Annotated in this window: 23 protein-coding genes, 1 tRNA gene and 1 riboswitch; of the genes, 15 read left to right on the plus strand and 9 right to left on the minus strand. The window is 63.9% G+C overall.

The genetic code is table 11. The features are described from left to right. Positions 1-51: 51 nt before the first annotated feature. The 6 genes from ACJ8PN_RS08520 to ACJ8PN_RS08545 all read left to right on the plus strand — a co-directional run bounded on the left by ACJ8PN_RS08520 (position 52) and on the right by ACJ8PN_RS08545 (position 6,916). Positions 52-1,458, plus strand: a complete 1,407-nt coding sequence (locus ACJ8PN_RS08520; RefSeq protein WP_004940847.1) for an LLM class flavin-dependent oxidoreductase — start codon at positions 52-54, stop codon at positions 1,456-1,458. A gap of 7 nt (positions 1,459-1,465) precedes the next feature. Next, entirely contained in the window at positions 1,466-2,485 is a 1,020-nt protein-coding gene (locus ACJ8PN_RS08525) for a methionine ABC transporter ATP-binding protein (protein ID WP_442534820.1), read from the plus strand. Then, positions 2,482-3,186, plus strand: coding sequence for a methionine ABC transporter permease (locus tag ACJ8PN_RS08530; RefSeq protein ID WP_004940850.1), 705 nt, complete (start codon positions 2,482-2,484; stop codon positions 3,184-3,186). The genes ACJ8PN_RS08525 and ACJ8PN_RS08530 overlap by 4 nt, the downstream gene beginning before the upstream one ends. Before the next feature lie 2 nt (positions 3,187-3,188). Next, positions 3,189-4,064 carry a MetQ/NlpA family ABC transporter substrate-binding protein gene (locus tag ACJ8PN_RS08535; RefSeq protein WP_351106398.1) on the plus strand — a complete coding sequence of 292 codons (876 nt, stop codon included), beginning with the start codon at positions 3,189-3,191 and terminating at the stop codon, positions 4,062-4,064. 183 nt (positions 4,065-4,247) lie between these two features. Further along, a complete protein-coding gene (locus ACJ8PN_RS08540) occupies positions 4,248-5,681 on the plus strand; it encodes an MFS transporter (protein WP_351106395.1) in 1,434 nt (477 codons plus the stop codon). Between the two features lie 17 nt (positions 5,682-5,698). Next, a complete protein-coding gene (locus ACJ8PN_RS08545) occupies positions 5,699-6,916 on the plus strand; it encodes an acyl-CoA dehydrogenase family protein (RefSeq protein WP_151266097.1) in 1,218 nt (405 codons plus the stop codon). Between the two features lie 8 nt (positions 6,917-6,924). On the opposite strand, the gene ACJ8PN_RS08550 is transcribed toward ACJ8PN_RS08545, so the two are convergent. After that, a complete protein-coding gene (locus ACJ8PN_RS08550) occupies positions 6,925-7,560 on the minus strand; it encodes a flavodoxin family protein (protein ID WP_015378414.1) in 636 nt (211 codons plus the stop codon). Between the two features lie 115 nt (positions 7,561-7,675). On the opposite strand from ACJ8PN_RS08550, the gene ACJ8PN_RS08555 reads away from it, so the two are divergent. The 3 genes from ACJ8PN_RS08555 to ACJ8PN_RS08565 all read left to right on the plus strand — a co-directional run bounded on the left by ACJ8PN_RS08555 (position 7,676) and on the right by ACJ8PN_RS08565 (position 9,653). Further along, a complete protein-coding gene (locus tag ACJ8PN_RS08555; RefSeq protein ID WP_351106390.1) occupies positions 7,676-8,572 on the plus strand; it encodes a LysR substrate-binding domain-containing protein in 897 nt (298 codons plus the stop codon). A gap of 69 nt (positions 8,573-8,641) precedes the next feature. Continuing rightward, positions 8,642-9,229 (plus strand): nitroreductase family protein, encoded by a 588-nt coding sequence (locus ACJ8PN_RS08560; protein WP_442534821.1) that lies wholly within the window; start codon positions 8,642-8,644, stop codon positions 9,227-9,229. Positions 9,230-9,359: 130 nt separating this feature from the next. Next, positions 9,360-9,653, plus strand: a complete 294-nt coding sequence (locus ACJ8PN_RS08565) for a DUF2623 family protein (protein ID WP_049242376.1) — start codon at positions 9,360-9,362, stop codon at positions 9,651-9,653. Between the two features lie 13 nt (positions 9,654-9,666). On the opposite strand, the gene ACJ8PN_RS08570 is transcribed toward ACJ8PN_RS08565, so the two are convergent. After that, positions 9,667-10,236 carry a helix-turn-helix domain-containing protein gene (locus ACJ8PN_RS08570; RefSeq protein WP_015378410.1) on the minus strand — a complete coding sequence of 190 codons (570 nt, stop codon included), beginning with the start codon at positions 10,234-10,236 and terminating at the stop codon, positions 9,667-9,669. Between the two features lie 38 nt (positions 10,237-10,274). Here ACJ8PN_RS08570 and ACJ8PN_RS08575 point away from each other — a divergent pair, with 38 nt between their 5' ends. Continuing rightward, complete coding sequence (locus ACJ8PN_RS08575; protein WP_033632640.1) at positions 10,275-10,793, plus strand: GNAT family N-acetyltransferase; 519 nt, start codon at positions 10,275-10,277, stop codon at positions 10,791-10,793. A gap of 17 nt (positions 10,794-10,810) precedes the next feature. After that, positions 10,811-11,251 carry a DMT family transporter gene (locus ACJ8PN_RS08580; protein WP_442534822.1) on the plus strand — a complete coding sequence of 147 codons (441 nt, stop codon included), beginning with the start codon at positions 10,811-10,813 and terminating at the stop codon, positions 11,249-11,251. A 57-nt stretch (positions 11,252-11,308) separates the two neighbouring features. Here ACJ8PN_RS08580 and ACJ8PN_RS08585 read toward each other — a convergent pair. Next, positions 11,309-11,384, minus strand: a tRNA-Asn gene (locus tag ACJ8PN_RS08585). A 338-nt stretch (positions 11,385-11,722) separates the two neighbouring features. Between ACJ8PN_RS08585 and nac the strand changes: the two genes are divergently transcribed. Further along, on the plus strand, positions 11,723-12,646 hold the full coding sequence (gene nac / locus ACJ8PN_RS08590; RefSeq protein ID WP_015378407.1) for a nitrogen assimilation transcriptional regulator NAC: 924 nt from the start codon (positions 11,723-11,725) through the stop codon (positions 12,644-12,646). A gap of 35 nt (positions 12,647-12,681) precedes the next feature. Here the strand turns inward: nac and ACJ8PN_RS08595 are convergent, their stop codons facing one another. Further along, positions 12,682-14,145, minus strand: a complete 1,464-nt coding sequence (locus tag ACJ8PN_RS08595) for an AMP nucleosidase (protein ID WP_351106381.1) — start codon at positions 14,143-14,145, stop codon at positions 12,682-12,684. Between the two features lie 137 nt (positions 14,146-14,282). Continuing rightward, complete coding sequence (gene opgB / locus ACJ8PN_RS08600; RefSeq protein WP_171454342.1) at positions 14,283-16,586, minus strand: phosphatidylglycerol--membrane-oligosaccharide glycerophosphotransferase; 2,304 nt, start codon at positions 16,584-16,586, stop codon at positions 14,283-14,285. Between the two features lie 286 nt (positions 16,587-16,872). Here opgB and ACJ8PN_RS08605 point away from each other — a divergent pair, with 286 nt between their 5' ends. Next, positions 16,873-17,613 (plus strand): transporter substrate-binding domain-containing protein, encoded by a 741-nt coding sequence (locus tag ACJ8PN_RS08605; protein ID WP_171454341.1) that lies wholly within the window; start codon positions 16,873-16,875, stop codon positions 17,611-17,613. Here the strand turns inward: ACJ8PN_RS08605 and ACJ8PN_RS08610 are convergent, their stop codons facing one another. Genes ACJ8PN_RS08610 through tenA form a run of 4 tightly spaced genes read right to left on the minus strand, consistent with a single transcriptional unit; the run spans position 17,614 to position 20,769 of the window. Further along, positions 17,614-18,549 (minus strand): ABC transporter substrate-binding protein, encoded by a 936-nt coding sequence (locus ACJ8PN_RS08610; RefSeq protein ID WP_442534823.1) that lies wholly within the window; start codon positions 18,547-18,549, stop codon positions 17,614-17,616. Positions 18,550-18,584: 35 nt separating this feature from the next. Then, the gene (locus ACJ8PN_RS08615; RefSeq protein WP_442534824.1) at positions 18,585-19,352 is read right to left on the minus strand and encodes an ABC transporter permease; all 768 of its coding nucleotides are present in this window, start codon (positions 19,350-19,352) and stop codon (positions 18,585-18,587) included. Next, the gene (locus ACJ8PN_RS08620) at positions 19,349-20,089 is read right to left on the minus strand and encodes an ABC transporter ATP-binding protein (RefSeq protein ID WP_351106368.1); all 741 of its coding nucleotides are present in this window, start codon (positions 20,087-20,089) and stop codon (positions 19,349-19,351) included. The genes ACJ8PN_RS08615 and ACJ8PN_RS08620 overlap by 4 nt, the downstream gene beginning before the upstream one ends. Further along, entirely contained in the window at positions 20,086-20,769 is a 684-nt protein-coding gene (gene tenA / locus ACJ8PN_RS08625) for a thiaminase II (RefSeq protein ID WP_351106365.1), read from the minus strand. Before tenA ends, ACJ8PN_RS08620 begins: the two co-directional genes overlap by 4 nt. 62 nt (positions 20,770-20,831) lie before the next feature. Beyond that, a riboswitch (TPP riboswitch) is annotated at positions 20,832-20,934 on the minus strand. 150 nt (positions 20,935-21,084) lie between these two features. On the opposite strand from tenA, the gene ACJ8PN_RS08630 reads away from it, so the two are divergent. After that, on the plus strand, positions 21,085-22,107 hold the full coding sequence (locus ACJ8PN_RS08630) for an LLM class flavin-dependent oxidoreductase (protein ID WP_015378399.1): 1,023 nt from the start codon (positions 21,085-21,087) through the stop codon (positions 22,105-22,107). Between the two features lie 13 nt (positions 22,108-22,120). Then, on the plus strand, positions 22,121-22,855 hold the full coding sequence (locus ACJ8PN_RS08635; RefSeq protein ID WP_442534825.1) for an SDR family NAD(P)-dependent oxidoreductase: 735 nt from the start codon (positions 22,121-22,123) through the stop codon (positions 22,853-22,855). Positions 22,856-22,875 lie beyond the last annotated feature (20 nt).

Here is a 22,875-nt window from a genome sequence, read left to right on the forward strand (position 1 = left end):
CCCATCCGGCCCGGCTCCGTCCGTGGCCGGCAGATAATTGTGGAGCTCGCTATGTCATCGCAACGTGAAATTCGTCTTAACGCTTTTGATATGAACTGCGTCGGCCATCAGTCGCCGGGGCTGTGGGCGCACCCGCGCGACCGTTCCTGGCAGTATAAGGATCTCGAATATTGGACCGATCTGGCGCGCCTGCTGGAACGCGGCAAGTTCGATGGATTGTTTATCGCCGACGTGCTGGGGATTTACGACGTGCTTAACGGCAGCGGCGACGCGGCGATCCGCCAGGCGACGCAGGTGCCGGTTAACGATCCGCTGGCGCTGGTGACACCGATGGCGCTGGTTACCGAACATCTCGGCTTCGGGCTGACCGCCTCGCTGTCATTCGAGCACCCTTATCCTTTCGCCCGCAGATTGTCGACGCTTGATCACCTGACCAAGGGGCGCATCGGTTGGAATATCGTCACCTCTTACCTGGAGAGCGGCGCGCGCAATATTGGCCACCGGGCGCAGACCGATCACGATGCGCGCTACGACTACGCCGATGAATACCTGCAGGTGGTTTACAAGCTGCTGGAGGGCAGTTGGGAAGACGGCGCGATTTTGCGCGATCGTCAGCGGCGCATCTTCAGCGATCCGGCGAAAATTCATCCGATCAATCACAAGGGCGAGTTCTTCCAGGTGCCGGGCATTCATCTGAGCGAGCCTTCGCCGCAGCGCACGCCGGTGCTGTATCAGGCCGGCGCTTCCAGCCGCGGCAAGCAGTTTGCTGCGGAACACGCCGAATGCGTGTTTGTCGCCTCTCCTTCGAAAACATTGCTGAAAAAAACCGTGGCCGATATCCGCCGCCGCGCCGCCGAGGCCGGGCGCGATCCGCGCAGCATCCTGATCTTCAACCTGCAGACGGTGATCGTCGGTGAAACGGACCGACAGGCGCAGGAAAAATGGCGGGAATACAAATCCTATACCAGCTACGAAGGCGCGCTGGCGCTGGTGTCCGGCTGGACCGGCATCGATTTCGGCCAGTATCAGCCGGATCAGGTGCTGAAGCATCTGCACACCAATGCCATTCAGTCGGCGGTGGAAACTTTCTCCAGCGCCGATCCCAGCCGTGAATGGACAGTACAGGGCATCGCCGAATGGGTCGGCATCGGCGGTTTCGGCCCGCTGTTGGTGGGCGGCCCGCAAACCGTGGCCGACGAACTGCAGGCGTGGGTGGAGGAAACGGATGTTGACGGCTTCAATCTGGCCTACGCCGTTACCCATGAAACCTTCACCGACGTGGTGGAACTGCTGATCCCCGAGCTGCAAAAACGCGGAGCGTACAAGCGCGACTACACGGCGGGCACTCTGCGAGAAAAATTGTTCAATCAGGGGCCGCGCCTGGCGGAGCCGCACCCGGCGGTGGGCTACCGCTGGCCGGCCGGCGCGTCCTTGGCCGATGCACTGAGCGTCAAGTGAGGATGCGATGATAGAGATTGAGGAGTTGCACAAGGCTTACCGCGCGCCGGACGGGCGCCGGATTGAGGTGCTGAAGGGCGTTTCGCTGCGGGTGCCGGCCGGATCGATTACCGCCGTGGTCGGCCCCAGCGGGGCGGGCAAATCGACGCTGGCGAAATGCATCAGCCTGCTGGAGCGGCCGAGCAGCGGCAGTATCCGGGTGAACGGCCAGGACTTGTCGCGGCTTGCGGGCGAGGCGCTGCGCAGGGAGCGGCGGGCGATAGGCACGGTGTTCCAGTCTTCCGCGCTGCTGCAGCGCAAAACCGCCTGGCAGAATGTGGCGCTGCCGTTGACCTATCTGGGCGTGGTGCCGCGCGATATCGACAAGCGGGTAAAGAGCCTGCTGGCGGCGGTGGGGCTGGCGGACAAGGCGGCGTTTTACCCGGCGCAGCTGTCCGGCGGCCAGCGCCAAAGGGTCGGCATCGCCCGCGCGCTGGCGCTGAATCCGTCGGTGCTGCTGGCGGATGAGGCCACCTCCGGGCTGGATCCGGACGCCACCGGGGCCATTCTCAGCCTGCTTAAACAGCTGCGCGATCGGTATGGCCTGTCGATCATCCTGATCACCCACGAGATGGATGCGGTGCGCGACGCCGCCGACGCGGTGGCCGAGATCCGCGACGGCGTGATTGTGCAGCAAGGGCCGGTGCGCGAGCTGTTGGCAGCGCCCGATTCCTCGCTGGGCCGCCGGCTGTTCCCGCTGAAGACGCTGGCGTCCGACGCCGCGTTGCGGCTGCAGGTAACCTACTGCGCCCGTCAGCCGGCGGCCACCGACTGGATCAGCCGCATCAGCCGCCAACTCGACCTGCAGATCGATCTGTTGGGCGGCCACGTTGAAGTGGTGGGCGGCAGCCTGGCCGGGCGGTTGGAGATTGCGGTGCGTTTTGGCGGCGGTTCGCGTTCGGTGGCTGAACTGCAGGACGAGCTGCGGCGGTTGGGCATTCTCGCCGAGGTGCTGGAACAGCCGGCGGCGTTGCAGGAGGCGGTATGAAAAATCTGTCTGACAGCGTGATGAGCCAGGACACACCCTGGCGCGAGATCCATCGGTTGATGCTGCCGGCCTACGGCGAAACCTGGCTGATGGTCGGCATCGTGATGCTGTTTGTGGTGGCGATTGGCGGCGCCGTCGGCGTGGTGTTGTTCAACACCTCATCGCGCGGCTTGTTTCCGCGCCCGGCGCTGAATCGCGCGCTGAGCTGGTTGGTGAACATGGGCCGTTCGCTGCCGTTTCTGGTGCTGATGGCGGCGATTATTCCGTTCACCTTCTGGTTGACCGGCACCACCATCGGCATTCCGGCGGCGGTGATCCCGATGATCGTCGCCGGCATTCCATTCTTCGGCCGGCTGGTGGAGAACGCGCTGCGCGAACTGCCGCCGGAGGTGACGGCGGTGGGGCTGGTGTCAGGCGGTTCGATCTGGCAGATAGTCACCCGCGCGCAGCTCAGCGAGGCGCTGCCGGCGATCGTCGCCGCCATCACGCTGAACGTCATCTCGATGATCGAGTATTCGGCCATCGCCGGCACCATTGGCGCGGGCGGCATCGGCTATCTGGCGGTGGTGTACGGCTACCAGCGTTTCGACAATCACATCATGATCGCCACCATTGTGGTGCTGATCGCCACGATCCAACTGATTCAGTTTATTGGTGACCGCCTGGTCGCCGCGTTGCGTCATCATCAGGAAACCCTTTAATTATGCCTAATCACGATTTTGAGATAGTGAAGAAGAAACGCTGGCCGTGGCCGGTGGGTATCGCGGCGGTGGCGATTATCGCCGCCGCGGTTTGGCACTTCAGCGCCCGCCAGCCGCAGACGGTGCAGTTCGGCAGCACGCTCAAAGTGCACTTTGAGCCGGCGATGGCCGGAGAGCAGCGGGTGATCGAGTTCGTCGGCGAGCATATCGCGCCGGATTACGGCCTCAGGCTGGAGGCGGTTGGCCTGCAGGATCCGGTGCAGGCCGATCGTGCGGTGGCGCAGGGGCAGTACGCCGCCACGATCTACCAGCACCAGTGGTGGCTAAAGCAGGTGGTGGAGGCCAACGGTTTTAAGCTGACCCCGACGCTGCCGGTGTTTCAGTGGGCATTCGGCATCTATTCCGACCGCTATACGTCGATCGCCGAGTTGCCGGACGGCGCGGAGATCGTGGTGCCCAACGACGGCGCCAATCAGGGGCAGGCGTTGTGGCTGCTGCAGCGCATTGGACTGATCGGGCTGGATCCGGCGATCGAGGCGCGCACCGCCAGGCTGAAAGACATTCGCGAGAACAAACGCCATTTTAACTTCAAGGAGCTGGATTTGCTGACCATGCCGCGCGCGCTGAATTCGGTAGATGCGGCCATTGGCTATGTGTCGCAGTTCGACGCCGGCAAGGTGCCGCGTGAGAAGGGCATCTTGTTCCCACCGGCGCCGAAGACCTTCGCCTCGCAGCTGGTGATTGGCACACCCTATCTGCAGGACGAAAATATTCGCAAGCTGCAGCGGGCGTTTGCCGATCCCAGGTTGCAGGCGTGGCTGAAAAACACCGACGACCCGCTAGTGAAAGGCGTGCTGGTGCCGGTATCGGCAGAATAATCCCCGCCCGAAATGGCCGTGATAAAGACCGGATTAACGCGTGTTAATCCGGCGTTTCCGTTACGCTGTAACTGTGTTTAATTTATTGATATTAATGATATTTATAGAAAGATTTGTTGTTTGTCGGCGTAATTTTTTCACCCTATAAACGAGGTGTCACCTGCCAATTACAACGAGGAAACTATGAGTACCTTAAATATCGATACCGCGCCGCCGTTATCTGCGCCCATCGGCTCGGCCAGCGATGTGGCGCGTTTGATTAACCAACGCAGCGAGAAAAATACCCATGCGCGCATGATCGTGCTGTTGGCGCTGGGCGGTGTTTTTCTCGATGCCTATGACCTGACCACATTGTCTTACGGCATCGATGACGTGGTGCGTGAATTCAGCCTCAGCCCGCTGCTGACCGGGGTGGTAACTTCTTCGATCATGGTCGGGACCATTCTCGGCAACCTGGTCGGCGGCTGGTTGACCGACAAATACGGCCGCTATCAGGTGTTTATGGCCGATATGCTGTTTTTTGTGGTTTCCGCCATCGCCGCCGGGCTGGCGCCCAACGTCTGGGTGCTGATCGGCGCGCGCTTTTTGATGGGTATCGGCGTTGGCATCGATTTGCCGGTGGCGATGGCCTATCTGGCCGAATTCTCCAAATTCACCGGCAAGGCCAACAAGGCGTCGCGCCTGGCGGCCTGGTGCCCGATGTGGTACGCCGCTTCGTCGATGTGTTTTCTGATCATCTTTGCGCTCTATTTTCTGTTGCCGGCCGAACATGCGAACTGGCTGTGGCGCGCCTCGTTGATTTTCGGCGCGGTGCCTGCGTTGCTGATCATCATGGTGCGCAGCAAGTTTATGAATGAGTCGCCGCTGTGGGCCGCTAACCAGGGCGATTTGAAAGAGGCGGCGCGCATCCTGCGCGAGTCATACGGCATTGCCGCCCATGAGGCGGAACCTGATACCGCCCAACCGGCGGCGGCGGCGAAGGTCAGCTTCCGCGTGCTGTTCCGCAAGCCGTACCGCGAACGCACTCTGGTCTCCTGCGTGATGAACGTTTGCATTTCCTTTGAATACACCGCCATCGCCTTCTTTCTGCCGTCGATTCTGGCGCAGTTTCTCGGCGCCGGGGTGTTTGAAACCCTCTCCGCCTCGCTCGGGCTGAACGTGCTGTTCGCCTTTACCGGTGGCCTGCTCGGCATGCGTCTGGCATGGAAGTATCCGTCGCGCCACGTGGCGATCGCCGGATTTGCGCTGCAGTTTATCGCGCTGATTGCTCTGGCGTTGATCGGGCATCCGCAGGCGGCGTTCGGCGTTGGGCTGGCGATCCTGATGTTGGGCCTATGGCTGTTCGCCGAAGGCTTCGGCCCCGGCGCGCAGATGATGATTTACCCGGCGCTCTCTTACCCGACGGCGATCCGCGCCACCGGCGTCGGTTTCGGCCGTTCGCTGTCCGGTATCGGCAGCGCGCTGGCGCTGTTTATTCTGCCGATTTTGCAGGCGCGCTTCGGCACCGACATGTTTTGGATTGTTTCACTGGCGGCGGCGATCCCCATCGTCTTCCTGCTGATCATTCGCTTCGAACCGACGGCGCGCGATATCGACGATTTGGCCGATCGCGCTTAACCACAGAGGACACTGACATGACGCAACACCTGTTATCCACCGGAGCAGACTACGCACAGCTGGCCGCGCGTTTTCGGCCGATCTTCGCCGAAATCGCCGCCGGGGCGGTGGAGCGCGAGCTGTCGCGCACGCTGCCGCATGAACCGATCCGTTGGCTGAAAGAAGCGGGGTTCGGCAGGGTGCGCATCCCGCGTGAAAAGGGCGGCGACGGCGCTTCGTTGCCGCAGCTGTTCGAACTGCTGGCCGAACTGGCGGAGGCGGACTCTAACCTGCCGCAGGCGCTGCGGGCGCATTTCGCCTTCGTGGAAGATCGGCTGAACGCGCCGGACGGCCCGGAGCGCGATCGCTGGTTCGAACGCTTTCTCGACGGCGAGCTGGTCGGCAGCGGTTGGACCGAGATCGGCGGCGTGAAGCTGGGGCAGGTCAATACCCGGGTAACGCCGCAGGCCGACGGCTGGTCGCTCAACGGCGAGAAATTTTACAGCACCGGCAGTCTGTTTGCCGATTGGATCGACGTGTATGCCGAGCGCAGCGACAACGGCGGCCCGGTGATCGCTTTGGTGAACGTCGCCCAGCCGGGCGTAGAGCGCGACGACGACTGGGACGGATTTGGCCAGCGCACTACCGGCAGCGGCACCACGCGTTTTATTGATGCGCAGGTCGAGCAGGCGCACGTCTATGACTTTGCCGAGCGCTTCCGCTACCAAACTGCGTTCTATCAGCATGTGTTGCTGGCGACGCTGGCGGGGATCGGCCGCGCGGTGCTGCGAGACGTCGGCGAGGGCGTGAGGCAACGTAAAAGGATCTATAGCCACGGCAACGCCGGTTGGGTGAAGGACGACGTGCAGATCCAGCAGGTGGTGGGGCAAATCAGCGCCTGGGCCTATGCGGTCGAGGCGACGGTGCTAAAAGCGACTTCCTCGCTGCAGCAGGCTTATGAGGCGCATCGATCCGGTGATGAAGCGCTGCTGCAGGCGCTTAACGTGACGGCGGAGCTGGACGCGGCCAGGGCGCAGGTCATCGCCGGGGAGTGGGTGCAGCGCGCCGCCGGTGAATTGTTCAATGCGCTCGGCGCTTCAGATACCCGTACCGGTAAGGCGTTGGATCGCCACTGGCGCAATGCGCGCACGCTCTCTTCACATAATCCGGTGATCTACAAGGCGCGCAATATCGGTGACTGGGAAATTAACCGCCATACGCCGACCTTTATCTGGCAAATCGGCAGTGGCGGTTGAGGCCGTGGCTATTCCGTCCAAACCTGCGTGCTGCGCGGGCTGTCCATCTGATAATCCGAGTAGGGGCGGGTGAAGAACTCGCGCCCCAACTCGCGGGCGGCCCGCAGCGGGTTGCGCGGATCGCGGGCGATCTCGCCGCGCTGGTTGCCGGCGCCGTGCACCAGCCCGACGAAGGCGGAATGGGTGTAGCGGCTGAACTCCTGGATCTGATGCACGATGCCCAGCGCCGCGCCGGGATAAGTTTCTTCCGACGCCACCGCCAGCCCGATGCGTTTGCCGCTCATGCGTTGGTGCACCTGTTCCGCCTGAGGGTAGGCGTTGGAATAGAAGCTGAACGAGCGATCGAAAAAGGCCTTGGTTTGCGCCGACATGCCGTACCAGTAAATCGGCGTGCAAAATACCGCGCCGTCGGCCGGCAGGAAGTGCTCCAGGAACAGCTCGGCGTAGCGATCGGCCGGCGGCGGCGTATGGCGTTCATCGCTCAGGAAACCGCTCAGGTAATCGTCGAGAAAATGCAGGCTGGCGGACGTGCCGGCTTCGGCGGCGCCCGCCATGATCGCCTGCGCCAGCGTGGCGCTGTTGCCGTCGCGGCGCGGACTGCCGATCAGCACCACCAGGCGCTTGGATTGATGAGCTGTATTCATGTCATGCTCCTTGGTGTGAAGTGAACTCAGCCTTAATCTAGAAGCGAACGTCTGCAGGCGACAAATGACGGTTTTTCTGCCAGGATGAACTCAACTCATCCCAAGAGGCTTCGCCATGTTCGCTACGCTGCCCGTCAACGCGTTACGCACCTTTGAATCCGCCGCTCGCCTGCGCAGCTTCAAGCTGGCGGCGGGCGAGCTGGCGGTGACGCCGACGGCGATTTCGCACCAGATCAAGGCGCTGGAACAGCAGCTGGGTTTTGCGCTGTTCGAGCGGGTGCCGCGCGGCGTGCGGCTGACGGCGAAGGGCGAAACGCTGTTTGCCGGAGTGCACGGCGCGCTGCTGGACGTCGCCGCCACGCTTGAGGGCCTGCGGCCGCAGCCCAGTGCCGGATCGCTGTGCGTCTCGGTGACGCACTCGTTCGCGGCGCTGTGGCTGGTGCCGCGCCTGGGGCGTTTCTACCAGGCGCATCCGCACTATCTGGTGCGCCTGGAGGCCTGCGCCGAGGTGATCGATCTGCAGCAGGACGCCAGCGTGGATGTGGCGGTGCGCTACAGCCGCGCGCACTATCCCGCGCTGCATCAGGCGGCGCGGCTGGAGGAAAGCTTTGGCGTCTACGCCGCGCCGGGGCTGGCCGCCGCTCCGCCGGAAAACCCGGTGCTGATCACCGTCAAGTGGGGGGATTCGGCGCTGTACGACAGCGGCTGGCATGACTGGTGCCGGGCCGCCGGCGTGGACTGGTGGCAGCGCCATGCGGCGATGCGCAGCTATCACGAGGAGCATTACGCCCTGCAGGCGGCGGTGGCCGGGCAGGGATGGGTGCTCGCCAGCTCGGTAATGGTGTCCGAGATGGTGGACAACGGTCTGCTGGTGGCGTACCGGCCGGAGGTGCGCGTACCGGGCGCCGCATACAGCGTGCTGTGCGCGCCGGGGCGCGAGCGGCATCCGCCGGTCAGGGCGTTTCTGGCCTGGCTGCAGCAGGAATTGCCGCAGGACAATGGCACGAAATAAAAGTTTTACCGTCCTAAGCTGTGGGAATATCAGCGAACTTTTGTTTTTACTTCACTGCGAGAACCTATCATGAGCCAGCCAAGAATCTCCGATTACCCGATTGACGCGCAATTTATCGAGCGCTGGTCGCCGCGCGCGATGACCAACGACGCCATCGACGATCAAACGCTGCTGAGCTTCTTTGAAGCGGCGCGCTGGTCGCCTTCGGCCTACAACATTCAGCCGTGGCGCTTTGCCTACAGCAAGCACGGCTCCGACAGCTGGGAGAACTACCTGGAGTTCCTGATCGACTTCAACCGCGGCTGGGCACAACACGCCTCGGCGCTGGTGGTGATCGTCTCCAAAACCACCAGCCTGAACGGCGAGCGACTGGTGGACAACCCGACCCATGCGTTCGACACCGGCGCGGCCTGGGCCAACCTGGCGCATCAGGCGCACCTGAAAGGCTGGCTGACCCACTGCATGAGCGGCATTCACCACGATAAGATCAAAGCGGCGTTGCAACTGCCGGACGACTATGCGGTGCACGCTATGGTGGCGATCGGCAAGCCGGGCGACAAAGCCCGCCTGCCGGATCTCCTGCAGGAGAAAGAAGCGCCGTCGGGCCGTCTGCCGCTCGGCAAGACCGTCAGCGAAGGGCTGAATTTCACGCTGTGATTGCCCGCTTTCTCGCAGGCCCGCTTCGCGGGCCTTTTTTATGCGGCGAGTAAAACTTAGGGAGTATGTTCTCGTTCGCTCATTCGCTGTATATTTTATTATATAGCGATTGTGCAGTGAGGAGGAACCCGTGGGAGATCATTTTGGCAAAGGGTTGTTGGCGGGGTTAAAGGTGGAGAACCTGAAGCCGGAGGCGGAGCTGTCGCGCTTTTGCTCCGACTACAAGCGCGGTTTCGTGCTCGGCTATGCGCACCATTTGGCGCAGCGCTGCGGCGACGAGAACCGGGCGGCGTTCGAGGCCGGGCAGCTCAGCCGCGCCTATGGCCTCGGCCGCGAGCCGATGAGTGAGTTCTTCTCCGGCGGCGACAGCCGGTTGGCGGAGAAGTTTTTCCACGCCGGCTATAACCAGCCGACGCAGGGGTAGCGCCGGTGAGCCGTCAGGCGGCGCTCAGCACCGCCACCATATACACGCATGCCTCATCGCTTTGGTTTTCAAAGCGGCAGTCCGCCGGTGGGCCGAGCTCCAGGCAGTCTCCTTCGGCCATTTCATGGCGCGCGTCGCCCTCAAGAAAGACCAGTTCGCCGGATAAAACCCAGATCAGCTGACGCTTGAAGGCATACACCGAAGCCGGCATCGGGATCGCTGCGCCGGCCGGCAGTTCGATGCGCACCAGATCGAGCGGCAGATCGGTGCGCGGCGACACGTGGCGCCGCACGTAGCCGCTCTCCGGATCGACCCAGACCGGTTGATCTTCCCGGCGCAGCAGCCGGCCTTCCTGCGTTTCCGCGCGGGCGATCAGCTTGGACATGCTGAGGCCGAACGCCCCCGCCAGTCTGCCCAACAGCATCGCCGTCGGGCTGCTCTCGCCGCGTTCGATCTTATGCACCATCGCCCGCGATACGCCCGCCCGTTCGGCCAAATCGGACAGCGACCAGTGGCGCGCCTCGCGTTCAATGCGAATGCGCGCGCCGATCAGCTGATTTAGATTGTCTAATTTAATATTCATATCGTAGTATTATAGTGGACAATTGGCCGGGGTAAACCATGATTATACGAAATGCGACGCTCAACGATAGCGCGGCGATTGCCGCTATCTATAACGACGCGGTGTTGAACAGCACCGCCATCTGGAATGAACAAACCGTGGATGCGGCCAACCGCGCGGCGTGGATCGGCGAGCGGCAGGCGGCGGGCTACCCGGTGCTGGTGGCGGTGAACGCCGCGGACGAGGCGATCGGCTACGCGTCGTTCGGCGACTGGCGCGCCTGGGATGGTTATCGCCACACCGTGGAACATTCGGTGTATGTCCATCAGGCGCATCGTGGCGCAGGGATTGGCAAGGCGTTGCTGCTGGCGCTGATCGCACGGGCGCGGGAAATCGGCAAGCACGTGATGGTGGCCGGCATCGAATCCGGCAATCAGGCCTCGATTAAGCTGCATCTGGCGCTGGGGTTTCGCGACGTGGGGCGCATGGAACAAGTGGGCGCCAAATTCGGCCAATGGCTGGATCTGACGTTCCTGCAGCTGAGGCTCGACGAGCGGGCGACGCCGCCCGCGCGCTGATCCCGGGAGACAGGGCGATGAATATGCTGTTACTGCTGATCGCGGCGGGAATGGGGTTGGTGGTGCAGAATCTGCTGATGGTGCGCATTACCGAAAGCGTTTCGACCATCCTCATTACGCTGGTGATCAACTCCAGCGTCGGTTTGTTGTTGCTGGTGGGGTTGCTGCTGGCCAAAAACGGCCTCGGCGCGGTGGCGGAAGTGGCCGGCGCCGCCAGGTGGTGGATGCTGTTGCCGGGGCTGCTGGGATCGCTGTTCGTGTTCGCCGGCATTCTGGGTTACCAGAAGCTGGGGGCGGCAGCGACCATCTCGATCCTGGTCGCCAGCCAGCTGTGCATGGGGCTGTTGGCCGATGCCTATCGCGCCGGCCCGGCGGCGCTGCGCGAGAATCTGCCGGCGCTGGTCGGCGCTCTGCTGCTGGTGGCGGGCGCCTATCTGGTGGCGAAACGCAGCTTTTGACGGCGGCTGAAAGGCAAAAAGCCCGCTCGGGTTTCCCTGAGCGGGCTTCTCTAAATATGGCTCCTCTGACTGGACTCGAACCAGTGACATACGGATTAACAGTCCGCCGTTCTACCGACTGAACTACAGAGGAATCGTTGGAACGGGGCGAATAATAGCGGGGCGGTTGCGGCTTGTAAAGCGTGAAAACGCCCGATGCGTCCGTTTGCTGCAAGATTGCCCAACCTGCTGCTTTTTCTCGCTTTTATCGCTTATCCCGCGCGCAGCGCCGCCGGGTTGCCCGTTGATCGGCGCATTTGCCTGCCGATGGTGCAACGCCTGCCCTGCGCGGTGGCGCGCGCCGCCCGATAAACGGCCATTTGCCGCCGTTTAGCCGGCGTTTTAGGCCCTTTGACGACTCTGGCCTGGATCTTGCTGCGGTTGCATGACCGGATTTCGGCATTCTCAATTTAGCGGCTCGCTGGAGGCACTATGAATTTCAGACGTCTGAAGTACTTCGTGAAAATCGTCGATATCGGCAGCCTGACCCAGGCGGCGGAGGTGTTGCACATCGCCCAGCCGGCGCTCAGCCAGCAGCTGGCGACGCTGGAAGGGGAACTGAAGCAGCAACTGCTGATCCGCACCAAGCGCGGCGTGCAGCCGACCGAGGCCGGCAACATTCTGTATGCCCACGCGCAGACCATTCTGCGCCAGTGCGAACAGGCGCAGAGCGCGGTCAACAGCGCCGGGCAGGCGATGAGCGGCCAGGTGTCTCTCGGGCTGGCGTCGGGCAGCACCGCGGCGCAGCTGGCGCTGCCGTTGCTGCAGACCCTGCGCGATCAGCAGCCGGGCATCCTGCTCAGCCTGCATGAAAACGGCGGCGCGGCGTTGGCCGGGCAGGTGGCTAACCAGACGCTGGACATGGCGATGGTCTACGGCGCCAAAATGCCCGCCGGGCTGCACGCCATCGCATTGATGCGGGAAGATCTTTATCTGGTGGCGACGCGCGCGGTGCCGCATCCCGGCAACAGCGTCGAGCTGCTGGACGTGGCGCGGCTGAACCTGTTCCTGCCGCGCGAGGGCGATGCGGTGCGCAACCAGCTGGAGGAGGCGATGGCGCTGCGCAAGCTGGCTGCCAACGTGGTGGGGGAGATCGAATCCTCGGGCGCGCTGAGCGCCGCGATCGCCAGCGGGTTGGGGGCGACCGTGCTGCCGGAATCGGTGGCGCGCGCGATGATCGGCCCGGCCAAGGCCTGGATGGCGCGCATCAATGCGCCGACGATGTCGGTGCCGCTGTCACTGTGCATGTCCAGCCAACAGGGGCTGTCCGCCCCGGCGCTGCTGGTGAAAGACCTGTTGCTGTCGATCGCCGGCGGCCGCAGCCAGGAGAAGCGCGCGCTGGCGCTGGTGCGTTGAGGAAAAAACGGCCCGCCGCAGCGGGCCTGGCACCGTTAGCGGAACGGCGGTTCGTTGAAGGTGCGCAGCTTGCGCGAGTGCAGGCGATCGCCCTCGGCGCGCAACAAATCGATGGCGCAGATGCCGATCTGCAGGTGCTCGGAGATCGCCCCTTCGTAGAAGCGGTTGGCCTGGCCCGGCAGTTTGATCTCGCCGTGCAGCGGTTTGTCGGAGACGCACAGCAGCGTGCCGTACGGCACCCGGAAGCGATAACCCTGAGCGGCGATGGTGGCGCTCTCCATGTCGACCGCCACCGCGCGGCTGAGATTGAAGCGGCGCGCCGAAGCGGAGTAGCGCAGCTCCCAGTTGCGATCGTCGGTGGTGACGACGGTGCCGGTACGCAGGCGCTGTTTGACCTCTTCACCGGGCATGCCGCTGACCATCTTGGTGGCGTCGTACAGGGCGCGCTGCACCTCGGCGATGCTCGGGATCGGGATATCCGGCGGCAGCACCGCATCCAGCACGTGATCGTCGCGCAGATAGGCGTGGGCCAGCACGTAATCGCCGATCTTCTGGCTTTCGCGCAGGCCGCCGCAGTGGCCGATCATCAGCCAGGCGCTCGGGCGCAGCACCGCCAGGTGATCGCAGATGGTTTTGGCGTTGGATGGGCCGACGCCGATGTTGATCAGCGTGATGCCCTGGCCGGTGCGCGAGATCAGGTGATAGGCCGGCATCTGGTGGTTTTTCCACGCCAGATCGGACACCGCCTGCTCCGGGGCGGTGGTTTCCGGCGTGATGTAGGTGCCGCCGGCGCTGGAGAGCGCGATGTACGGGCTGGCCGGATCGGCGATCTGGGCGCAGGCCCAGCGCACGAACTCGTCCACATAGCGGGTGTAGTTGGTGAACAGCACAAACGGTTGAAAATGTTCCACCGGCGTGCCGGTGTAGTGCCGCAGACGTGCCAGCGAGAAATCCGCGCGCAGCGCATCGAAATGCGACAGCGGGAAATGGTTGTCGGTGGCGTGGTACAGGCCGTCGGCGGTCTCGTCACCGATCTGCGCCAGCTCGGTGGTGGGGAAATGCTGCGCGATGCCGGCGCTCATTGAGCGATCGAGCGCCAGGCTGGAACCGTCGATGACATAAGGGAACGGGATCTCCTGCTGCGACGGCGCCACTTCGATATGGGCGGCGTAATCGTGTTCCAGCATCGCCAGCTGTTCGGCCAGATAGTGGCGGAACAGCTGCGGCCGGGTCACGGTGGTGCTGTAGCTGCCGGGATGGGTAAAGCGGCCGAAGGCGCGGGTTTTGCTCGGGCCGGATTGCTGCCCGTCCCAGCTGACGCGCAGTTCGGGATACACGAACAGCCCGGCGGCGCGCGCCTGCGGGTCCGGCAGCGTGCCGTGGCTGATAAAGTCACTGACCGCCTGCCGCAGCGCGTCTACCGCGGCGTCATACAGGGCCTCCAGTTGATCGAGTGCCTGATCGGCGCTGAGGCCGCTGCGAGGTGGGGCATAGCTCATACTTTCTCCTTGGATGTCCCGGCTCTGTGGCGGGGTTGCGGCGTTTTACCGTCACAGGTTAGCCGAAGAAGGGCGTAAAAGCTTGGTCGAAATGACGGGCGCGGCAAAGAAAATACCGCGCCCGTGAAGGCGGGGGATCAGGAGGCGGGAGCGGCCGCTTCGACCTTCAGCGACACCAGGCCGATGCCCAGCTTCTTCGGCGTGAAGCCGCCGCTGGCGCTCTCTTTGGGCTCGGTCGGCGCCGGCGGAGTAATGCTGATCTTCTGCGCGCCGCGCGGGTTGTCGAAGCGCAGGGTGACGGTGCTGTCCTGTTCACCGAGCGACACGAAGCGCTCTTCGTCGCCGACGCGCACCGAAATCGGTTCGCCGACGTTGTTGCCGTAGGCGCGGGCGCGCAGCACCAGATCGAAGCGCTTCGGCAGCGGATCGACGTAATCGATGTCGACCGCCGGCGCCAGATTGGCGTCGGACCAGCGGCCCCATTCCTCGACGGCGGAGACGCCGGTGATGGCTTTCACCTGTTCCGGCATGCCGGGCAGCATGAACTCGATGGCGTCCGCCCGGTATTTCACCGCCGCGTCGTCCACCTGCAGGCGGGCGACGGCGTTTTGGTAATCGGCGACGCTGTCCGCCGCCGGGCCGGTGAAGTTCACCTTGCCGTTGAAGCGTTCGCCGCTGGCCTGCGCGATCTGCGGCGGCGAGGCCAGGGTGCCGGAGGCCACGCAGATGTCGGTGCTCAGCGCCAGCTGCGGCGCCCAGACCCGGCCGATCTCGTAGCATTTATCGACCCAGACGAATTTCTCCCCCGCGCCCAGCCCGGCCAGCTGCTTGCGCAGCGGGGTGGAGAGGTAGACGTTGAACATCGGTTCGATGCGGTTGTCGCCCACCCGCAGGATGAACGGCACCTTGTAGGTGACGCCGGAGAAGCTGAAGCTGCGTTGGCGCGTATCCACGCTGTAGTCGCTGATGCGGTTCGGCAGGCCCCACTGATTGATCACCGCCGGTTTCCAGCCGTTGATCTTCTCTTCGATATTCAGGAACACCGTGGACAGCGACGGCGCCGACAGGCTGCTGCGGCCAAGGCCGATGTAGTTGTCGCCGCCCATCACGTCCAGCACCGTGGCGCCGTTGTCCAGCGTGCTGCGTTTCTCGTTGCGCTGTTCCGCCAGCGGCCGGGTGCCGTCGATGATGAAGAACAGGTTGCGGCGCTTCTGTTTGGTCAGGATGTCGTAGGCGGTGTTGTTCATCGCCAGATGATCGGAGGACACCACGATCACGGTATTGCTGAAATAGGGCGAGCGTTTGATCTTGTCGATCAGCGCGGCGATGTGTTGCTGGCTGCAGGCTACCGCGCTCAGCGAGCGGTTTTCCTTGTTCTGCCAGGCGTAGCTTTTCTTGCTGCAGCCGGCGGAGATAAAGCCGTCCGGGTGATGGGTATCGACGGTCAGGGTGAACAGCGAGAACGGCTGGCGCTGTTTGGACAGCTCGACGAACTTGCCGTACACCACGTCCAGCACGCTGTCGTCGTACCAGCCCCAGTCGTTTTTGTAGCTCGGATCGGCGACCTGATCGCGCAGCTCTTTGAAGCCGTAAACGTGGTCGAAGCCGTGGGATTTCAGGAAGGTGTCTTTACCGGCGAACGCCAGCTCGGCGCCCTGATAGAAATAGTTGCTGTAGCCGGCGGCCTTCAGCACATCGCCCAGGCAGACGTTCTCCGGATAGAAGGTGGAGACCGCGCTGGAGGCGTTGCCGTCGAAGGGCGCGAACAGCGGAATGCCGCACTGTGAGGCGACCATGCCGGCGATGGTGTAACCGGTGCCCGGCAATTGCTGGGTATTGCTGAAATCGATGCTGTCCGTGCGCAGGGCGTTCAGCTCGTCGGCCAGGCCGGGAAACAGCTCGGTATCGAAGTAGGTGCGCTCCAGGCTCTCGGCATAGATGTACACCAGGTTCGGCCGCTTGCCCTGTACGGTCTTTTTCGGCGCCTTGTAGTAGGTGGTGAAATCGGCGGTATCGCCGACGATCTGGCTTTTGACCAGCAGCGAGATGTCCTGAAACGCCGGGGTGGTGCCGACCGAGAACAGCGCCAGCAGCACGGCGACGACGCTGTAGGCCACGCTGCTGCCTTTGGCCTTGCGGCGCAGCAGGCTGCGGGCCAGCACCGCGAAGATAAGCCCCAACGCCGCCAGCAGGCCGATAAACGGCAGCACGTATTTGCTGATGCCCGCGCCTTTGAGGCTGCTGGTGACGGTGTAGATCACCGCATCGGTGATGCCGTCACCGGTGAAGTAGTTGCTGGCGATCAGGATGACGTTCAGCACCAGATAGCTGCCGAGCAGCGTCAGCAGAATGGCGAACCACCAGCGGTTGGCGGCGGCCCGGGTGCGATAAATCAAAATCGACGCCAAAAAGAGAACAAACGAAACGACTGCTAAAACCATCCGCCAAACCTTGTCTGATTGAAATAAAACCGTTGCTGCCCTGGTTTGCGCCGCCGAGCGTGCCGCGGCGCGAAAAGTGAAGGGTATAGCCTATTGCCGGCGGCGGAACAACGCGCGATCTCCCGCTACGGCCGACGAGCGGCGGCTATTGTACATTTTTATGACAATAGTGTGACGTTAATCACGCCGACGGCGGCCGCGGCGGCGAAAGCTTGCTGGTCGGAGGTTTCGCTCTACGCTTAATGAGCGCCACGACGGTGCATCCATCAGCCATTCAGGAGGAAGTATGCAGACAATCCCCGCAGCGGTACTCGACGATCTGGCCCCGCAAGGCGTGTTGCGCGCGGCGATCAACTACGGCAATCCGGTGCTGGCGCAGGCCGGGGCTGATGGCAAACCGCAAGGCGCTTCGGTGGAGCTGGCCGCCGCGCTGGCTTGCGAACTGGGCGTGGCGCTGGAGCTGGTCACTTATGACGCGGCGGGCAAGGTGTTCGCCGATCTGGACAGCGGCGCCTGGAACCTGGCGTTTATGGCCATCGAGCCGGTGCGCGCGGCGCAAATCGCCTTCAGTGAACCCTACGTGATCATCGAGGGGACTTACCTGGTGGCGAACGACGCGCCTTACTCTGAGGTGGCGCAGCTCGACCGGCCGGAGGTACGCATCGCGGTCGGGCAGGGGGCGGCGTACGATCTGTTTTTATCGCGCACGCTGCAGCAGGCGCAATTGGTGCGGGCGGCAACCTCCGCCGAGGCGATCGCGCTGTTTTTCGAACGGGGGCTGGAGGCGGCGGCCGGCGTGCGTCAACCGCTGTTGGCCGCCGCGGCCGCCCGTCCCGGCTACCGAGTGCTGGACGGACATTTTACCGCTATCCGCCAGGCGATGGCGGTGCCGCGGCAAAACACGCAGGGCGCCGCCTACGTGAACGCGTTTATCGAACGCTGCAAGGCCAATGGGCTGGTGAAGGCGGCCCTGCAGCGCAGCGGCCAGGGCGAGGTGACGGTGGCGCCGCCGGCCGCCTCGGCGTGATCAGTTCAGCTCCACCGCGTACTGGTCTACCGGGGTGATTTTCTTGATCAGCTTGTTGTCGAACAGGAATTGCTCGTAAGCCTCATAGCGGGTGCGATCCAGCTTGGCCGGATCGCGCGCGAACAGCGGCAGGCTGGCTTGCCACGCCTGTTTGTTCAGCTCGGTATTCAGCTCCGGGTGCGCCTTGGCGAAGGCCAACCAGGTATCCTGCGGGTGCGCGTGCAGGTAGTCGCTGCCTTGCTTCAGCGCGGCGAGGAACCTGCGGATTTTCGGTTCGTTCACCGCATTGCGGTTGGCGACGATGATCAGCTCGTCGTAGGCCGGCACGCCGTAATCTTCGACGTTGAACACCACCGGTTCTTTACCCTGCAGCTTCAGCTCCAGCGCTTCGATGTTGCGGTAGCCGCCGATCACCGCATCGACCTGGCCCGCCAGCAGGGCGCTGGTCAGCTGGAAGTTGACGTTGATGAGCTTGATATCCTGCGGTTTGAGATGCTCGTGTTCGACCATGGTGGCCAGCGTCGCCTGTTCGATGCCGCTGACCGAGTAACCCACCGTTTTGCCTTTGAGATCCGCCGGCGACGTGATGCTTTTGTCCAGTGCGATCACCGTATTCAGCGGCGTGTTGATCAGCGTGCCGACGCGCATCAATGGCAGGCCCTGATCGGCGAAGAAGTGCAGCTGCGGTTGATAGGTGATGGCGAGGTCGGCCTGTTTGGCGGCCACCAGCCGCGGCGGCAGCGCCGGATCGGACGGTGGCACGATCTTGACGTCCAGCCCTGCGGCCTTGAAGGCGCCGATCTGCTCGGCCACCATAATCGGCGCGTGATCGGGGTTGATGTACCAGTCGAGCACCAGCGTCAGCTTGTCGGCCGCGCCGGCCTGGCCGGTGATGGCGGCGCCGAGCAGCAGCCCGCAGACGGTTTGTTTGATCATGGTCGTTCCTTTATCCCTGGTTATGGTTGCAATCATCAGTCGTTTTCCGGCACCCAGGCGATCAGGCGCCGTAGCAGCGCATCCACCGCGGCCCACAGCAGCATGGTCATCAGCACCAAAATAAACAGTGCGGCGAAGCAGACGTCGGTCTGCATGCGCGCATTGGCGTTCAGCATCACATAGCCCAGCCCTTCGGCCGAGCCGACCCATTCGCCGATGATGGCGCCGATGGGCGCGACGGCGGCGGCCATGCGCAGGCCGGAGCCGAAGGCCGGCAACGCCGCCATTAGCCGCACGTGCCGCAGCTGCGCCCAGCGCGAAGCGCGCATCGTGCGTGCCAGATCGAGATAGTCGGTGTTGACCCGGCGCAGCCCGTCGAAAAAGGCCGACACCACCGGGAAGAAAATCACCAGCACCGCCATCGCCACCTTGGCGCTCATGCCGAAGCCGAACCACAGCACCAGCAGTGGCGCCAGGGCGAACACCGGTATCGCCTGGCTGGTGAGCACCAGCGGCATCAGCCAGCGCTGTAGGCGCGGCGAGAAGATCATGCACAGCGCCAGCGCCGCGCCGAGCAGCACGCCCAGCACCAGCCCGCTGACGATCTCCGAAGCGGTGACCAGCGTGTGCCAGGCGAGATAGCTGCGCCCGTCCCACAGCGCCTGCGCCACTGCGCCCGGCGTGGGCAGCAGAAAGGCCGGGATGCCGCTTTGCGCCGCCAGCCACCACAGCAGCAGCAGGCCGGCAAACACCGTCAGCCCGCGCCGCAGACGGGTGAAGCCGCGCTCTTTGGCGATATTCATTGCGCCGCCCTCACCATTTGCAGCAGCAACTCGGCCTGGCTTTTCAGCAGGTCGGCGTCATCCGGCGCGCGCGGCGGTAGCCCGCTGATGCGGTGAGTATCGTCGAGGCCCAGCGGCCAGGGCGACAGCACCAGCAGCCGGTGGCTCAGGCGGCAGGCTTCCATCGGATCGTGGGTGATCAGCAGCACGGTATTTTGCGCCAGCAGCTCGGCGGCCAGGCTCTGGATCTCGGCGCGGGTAATGGCGTCCAGCGCGGAAAAGGGTTCGTCCATCAGCACGATTGGCTGGCGTTCGTAGAGCGTGCGGGCGATGGCGGCGCGCTGGCGCATGCCGCCGGACAGCGAGGCGGGCAGGCTGCGGCCATGCGCGGCCAGGCCCACGCGCTCCAGCAGGTGCGCCGCCCAAGCCCGATCCGGCGCTTCACCGCGCAGCCGCGAGCCGAGGGCGACATTGTCTTCGACGCTCAGCCACGGGTAGAGCAGGTCTTTTTGCCCCATGTAGGCGATGCGCCCGGCGATCGGCAGGCCGTCGCTGCCGCTCACCGTGCCTGAGCTGGCCTGCGCCAGCCCGGCGATGATTTTCAGCAGGCTGGTTTTGCCGGCGCCGCTGGCGCCGAGCAGGGAGACGAAGCTGCCGCCGGCGATGTCGAAGCTCAGCCGCTCAAAGATCGTCTGTTGACCGAAGCGCAGAGTGAGATCCCGCACCTGGATGCCGGGCGGGAGGCGCGGGGAGATCATGAGGCGTTCAGCCCCATTTGCCAAAATGCCGCTTCCAACTGGGTGGCGGTGGTGAAAATCTGCGCCAGCTCGGTAAAGCGGCTTTGTGCGCCGCGCTGGTGGCCGACGGTTTCCAGCAGTTCGATGGCGGCGCGCACGCCGGCCAGATAGCCCTCGTCGCCGTAGTTGCGGATCCAGGAGGCGTAAGGATTGCCCTCCATCTGGGTGGCGGGATCGTGCAGCAGCCGCAGGCCGATTTCGGCATAGCCGGCCACGCAGGGCAGCAGACCGGCCAACAGATCGAGGGCGTCGCCGGCATGGCCGATATCCAGCACGTAGCGGGTGTAGTTCATGGTTTCCGCCGCCTCCGGCTGGGCGGCGATCTGCGCTTCGCTCAACCCCCATTCGGCGCAGTAGGCCACGTGCAACGGCAGCTCGGCGACGATGCCGTTGAGCGAGGCGGTGGCGGCGCGCATCTCCGGCAGGGTGCGCAGCTTGCTGACCAGCAGCGCGTAGGCGCGGGCGAAGTGCAGCAGGAACAGATAGTCCTGGGTCAGGTAGCGGCGAAAAGCGCGTTCAGGCAAGGTGCCGGCGGCCAGCTGCTGCAGAAACGGGTGATCGACGTAGTCCTGCCAGTGGCTGCCGGCTTGTTGCCGCAGCCGGCCGTAAAGACCGCTTTCGAACAGGGTGGTGATGGACATGGGACCTCCTTGAGTCAGTGGAGATCCGGGCACGCTGAGGTATGAACAGGCAACGGGTGATTGCGTTGTTGCCTAACCGTCCCTTCGCTGGCATGACCCAGATCAGGTTCAAAGGGTTCGGCTTGCGCCATCTCAGCCCGTAACAGGACACCCCTCGGAGCTGCCTGTTATACGACATTTGTTTTTTGATTACAATCGCCGGGCGGCGCGGCGGCAATCGGTTCGTTTAGTGCGATCGGGGGCGATTTTGCTGGCGCAAGGCGCGCGGTTTTTGTCACTGTAGGCCGATGATTTTGCCTTTGAGGACGATGCCCGATGAAAAAGATTGGTTTTCTCTCGTTTGGCCACTGGACGCCTTCCGCCCAGTCCGGCACCCGTTCCGCAGCGGATGCGCTGCTGCAGTCCATCGATCTGGCGGTCGCCGCCGAAGATCTGGGCGCGGACGGCGCCTATTTTCGCGTTCACCATTTCGCGCGCCAATTGGGATCGCCGTTCCCGCTGTTGGCCGCCATCGGCGCCAAAACCCAACGTATCGAGATCGGCACTGGCGTGATCGACATGCGTTATGAAAACCCGCTGTACATGGTGGAGGACGCCGGCGCGGCGGATCTGATCGCCGGCGGGCGGCTGCAGCTCGGCATCAGCCGCGGCTCGCCGGAGCAGGTGATCGACGGCTGGCGCTATTTCGGTTATGCCCCGGCCGAGGGCGAAACCGACGCGGACATGGCCCGCCGCCATACCGAAGTGTTCCTGGAGGCGCTGCGCGGTGAAGGGTTCGCCGAACCCAATCCGCAGCCGATGTTCCCCAATCCGCCCGGGCTGCTGCGGCCGGAGCCGTTTTCCGCCGGGCTGCGCGATCGCATCTGGTGGGGTGCCGGCTCGAACGCCACCGCCGTCTGGGCGGCGAAGCTGGGTATGAACCTGCAAAGCTCGACGCTCAAGAATGACGAGACCGGCGAACCCTTCCATATCCAGCAGGCCAAGCAGATCCGCGCCTATCGCGCCGCCTGGCAAGAGGCCGGCCATGCGCGCGAGCCGCGGGTTTCCGTCAGCCGCAGCATCTTTGCGCTGGTGGATCAGCGGGATCGCAATTACTTCGGCGGCAGCGGCAAAGAGGGCGATCAGCTGGGATATATCGACGCGCAGACCCGGGCGATCTTCGGCCGCAGCTATGCCGCCGAGCCGGACGCGCTGATCGAGCAGCTGGCGCAGGACGAGGCCATCGCTGAAGCGGATACGCTGCTGCTGACCGTGCCTAACCAGCTGGGCGTGGATTATAACGCCCACGTTATCGAATCGATTTTAACCCATGTCGCGCCGGCGCTCGGCTGGCGCTAAACGGAGGAGTGGCATGTCACGTATTTTCATTACCGGTTCGGTCGACGGGCTGGGCCGCGCCGCCGCGCAAACGCTGTTGGACGAAGGGCATCAGGTTATCCTGCATGCGCGCGCCCCCGGCCGTCTGGAGGCGGTGCGCGATCTGCTGGATCAAGGCGCGCAGGCGGTGATTGGCGACCTGTCCGAGGTGCAGCAGATCCGGCAGGTCGCCGAGCAGGTGAATCGCATCGGCTGCCCGAATGCGGTGATCCACAACGCCGGCATGTTCACCGGGCCGCAGGTGATGCCGGTGAACGTGATGGCCCCCTATCTGCTGACGGCCCTGATCGAACGCCCCGATCGCATCGTCTACCTGAGCAGCAGCATGCACTTTGACGGCGTGGCGGAACTGAACGGCGTGGACTGGCTTGGCGGCGCAGCCGGCTCCTATTCGGACAGCAAGCTGTTCGTCACCGCGCTGGCCGCCGCCGTGGCGCGCCTGTGGCCCGGCGTCATCAGCAGCGCGGTCGATCCCGGCTGGGTGCCGACCAAAATGGGCGGCGCGGATGCGCCCGACGATCTGGCGCTGGGGCATGTGACGCAGGCGTGGCTGGTGAGCAGCGATGAACCGCAGGCACTGATTTCCGGCGGCTATTGGCACCACCAGCAGCGGTTTGAACCTCACGCGGCGGTGCACGATGAGGCGTTTCAAACGGCGCTGCTGGCGCAATTGGCGCGCGCCGGCGGGGTGAACCTGCCGCAGGCCTGATGGCCGTTCCTTCCTGGCCC

It is taken from the genome of Serratia sp. CY76391 (assembly GCF_052166695.1).
Classification (GTDB): domain Bacteria; phylum Pseudomonadota; class Gammaproteobacteria; order Enterobacterales; family Enterobacteriaceae; genus Serratia; species Serratia nematodiphila.

Coding starts and splice junctions, on each gene's coding strand:
- ACJ8PN_RS08520 (WP_004940847.1), top strand. CDS start 52: ATGTCATCGCAACGTGAAATTCGTCTTAACGCTTTTGATATGAACTGC.
- ACJ8PN_RS08525 (WP_442534820.1), top strand. CDS start 1,466: ATGATAGAGATTGAGGAGTTGCACAAGGCTTACCGCGCGCCGGACGGG.
- ACJ8PN_RS08530 (WP_004940850.1), top strand. CDS start 2,482: ATGAAAAATCTGTCTGACAGCGTGATGAGCCAGGACACACCCTGGCGC.
- ACJ8PN_RS08535 (WP_351106398.1), top strand. CDS start 3,189: ATGCCTAATCACGATTTTGAGATAGTGAAGAAGAAACGCTGGCCGTGG.
- ACJ8PN_RS08540 (WP_351106395.1), top strand. CDS start 4,248: ATGAGTACCTTAAATATCGATACCGCGCCGCCGTTATCTGCGCCCATC.
- ACJ8PN_RS08545 (WP_151266097.1), top strand. CDS start 5,699: ATGACGCAACACCTGTTATCCACCGGAGCAGACTACGCACAGCTGGCC.
- ACJ8PN_RS08550 (WP_015378414.1), bottom strand. CDS start 7,560: ATGAATACAGCTCATCAATCCAAGCGCCTGGTGGTGCTGATCGGCAGT.
- ACJ8PN_RS08555 (WP_351106390.1), top strand. CDS start 7,676: ATGTTCGCTACGCTGCCCGTCAACGCGTTACGCACCTTTGAATCCGCC.
- ACJ8PN_RS08560 (WP_442534821.1), top strand. CDS start 8,642: ATGAGCCAGCCAAGAATCTCCGATTACCCGATTGACGCGCAATTTATC.
- ACJ8PN_RS08570 (WP_015378410.1), bottom strand. CDS start 10,236: ATGAATATTAAATTAGACAATCTAAATCAGCTGATCGGCGCGCGCATT.
- ACJ8PN_RS08575 (WP_033632640.1), top strand. CDS start 10,275: ATGATTATACGAAATGCGACGCTCAACGATAGCGCGGCGATTGCCGCT.
- ACJ8PN_RS08580 (WP_442534822.1), top strand. CDS start 10,811: ATGAATATGCTGTTACTGCTGATCGCGGCGGGAATGGGGTTGGTGGTG.
- nac (WP_015378407.1), top strand. CDS start 11,723: ATGAATTTCAGACGTCTGAAGTACTTCGTGAAAATCGTCGATATCGGC.
- ACJ8PN_RS08595 (WP_351106381.1), bottom strand. CDS start 14,145: ATGAGCTATGCCCCACCTCGCAGCGGCCTCAGCGCCGATCAGGCACTC.
- opgB (WP_171454342.1), bottom strand. CDS start 16,586: ATGGTTTTAGCAGTCGTTTCGTTTGTTCTCTTTTTGGCGTCGATTTTG.
- ACJ8PN_RS08605 (WP_171454341.1), top strand. CDS start 16,873: ATGCAGACAATCCCCGCAGCGGTACTCGACGATCTGGCCCCGCAAGGC.
- ACJ8PN_RS08610 (WP_442534823.1), bottom strand. CDS start 18,549: ATGATCAAACAAACCGTCTGCGGGCTGCTGCTCGGCGCCGCCATCACC.
- ACJ8PN_RS08615 (WP_442534824.1), bottom strand. CDS start 19,352: ATGAATATCGCCAAAGAGCGCGGCTTCACCCGTCTGCGGCGCGGGCTG.
- ACJ8PN_RS08620 (WP_351106368.1), bottom strand. CDS start 20,089: ATGATCTCCCCGCGCCTCCCGCCCGGCATCCAGGTGCGGGATCTCACT.
- tenA (WP_351106365.1), bottom strand. CDS start 20,769: ATGTCCATCACCACCCTGTTCGAAAGCGGTCTTTACGGCCGGCTGCGG.
- ACJ8PN_RS08630 (WP_015378399.1), top strand. CDS start 21,085: ATGAAAAAGATTGGTTTTCTCTCGTTTGGCCACTGGACGCCTTCCGCC.
- ACJ8PN_RS08635 (WP_442534825.1), top strand. CDS start 22,121: ATGTCACGTATTTTCATTACCGGTTCGGTCGACGGGCTGGGCCGCGCC.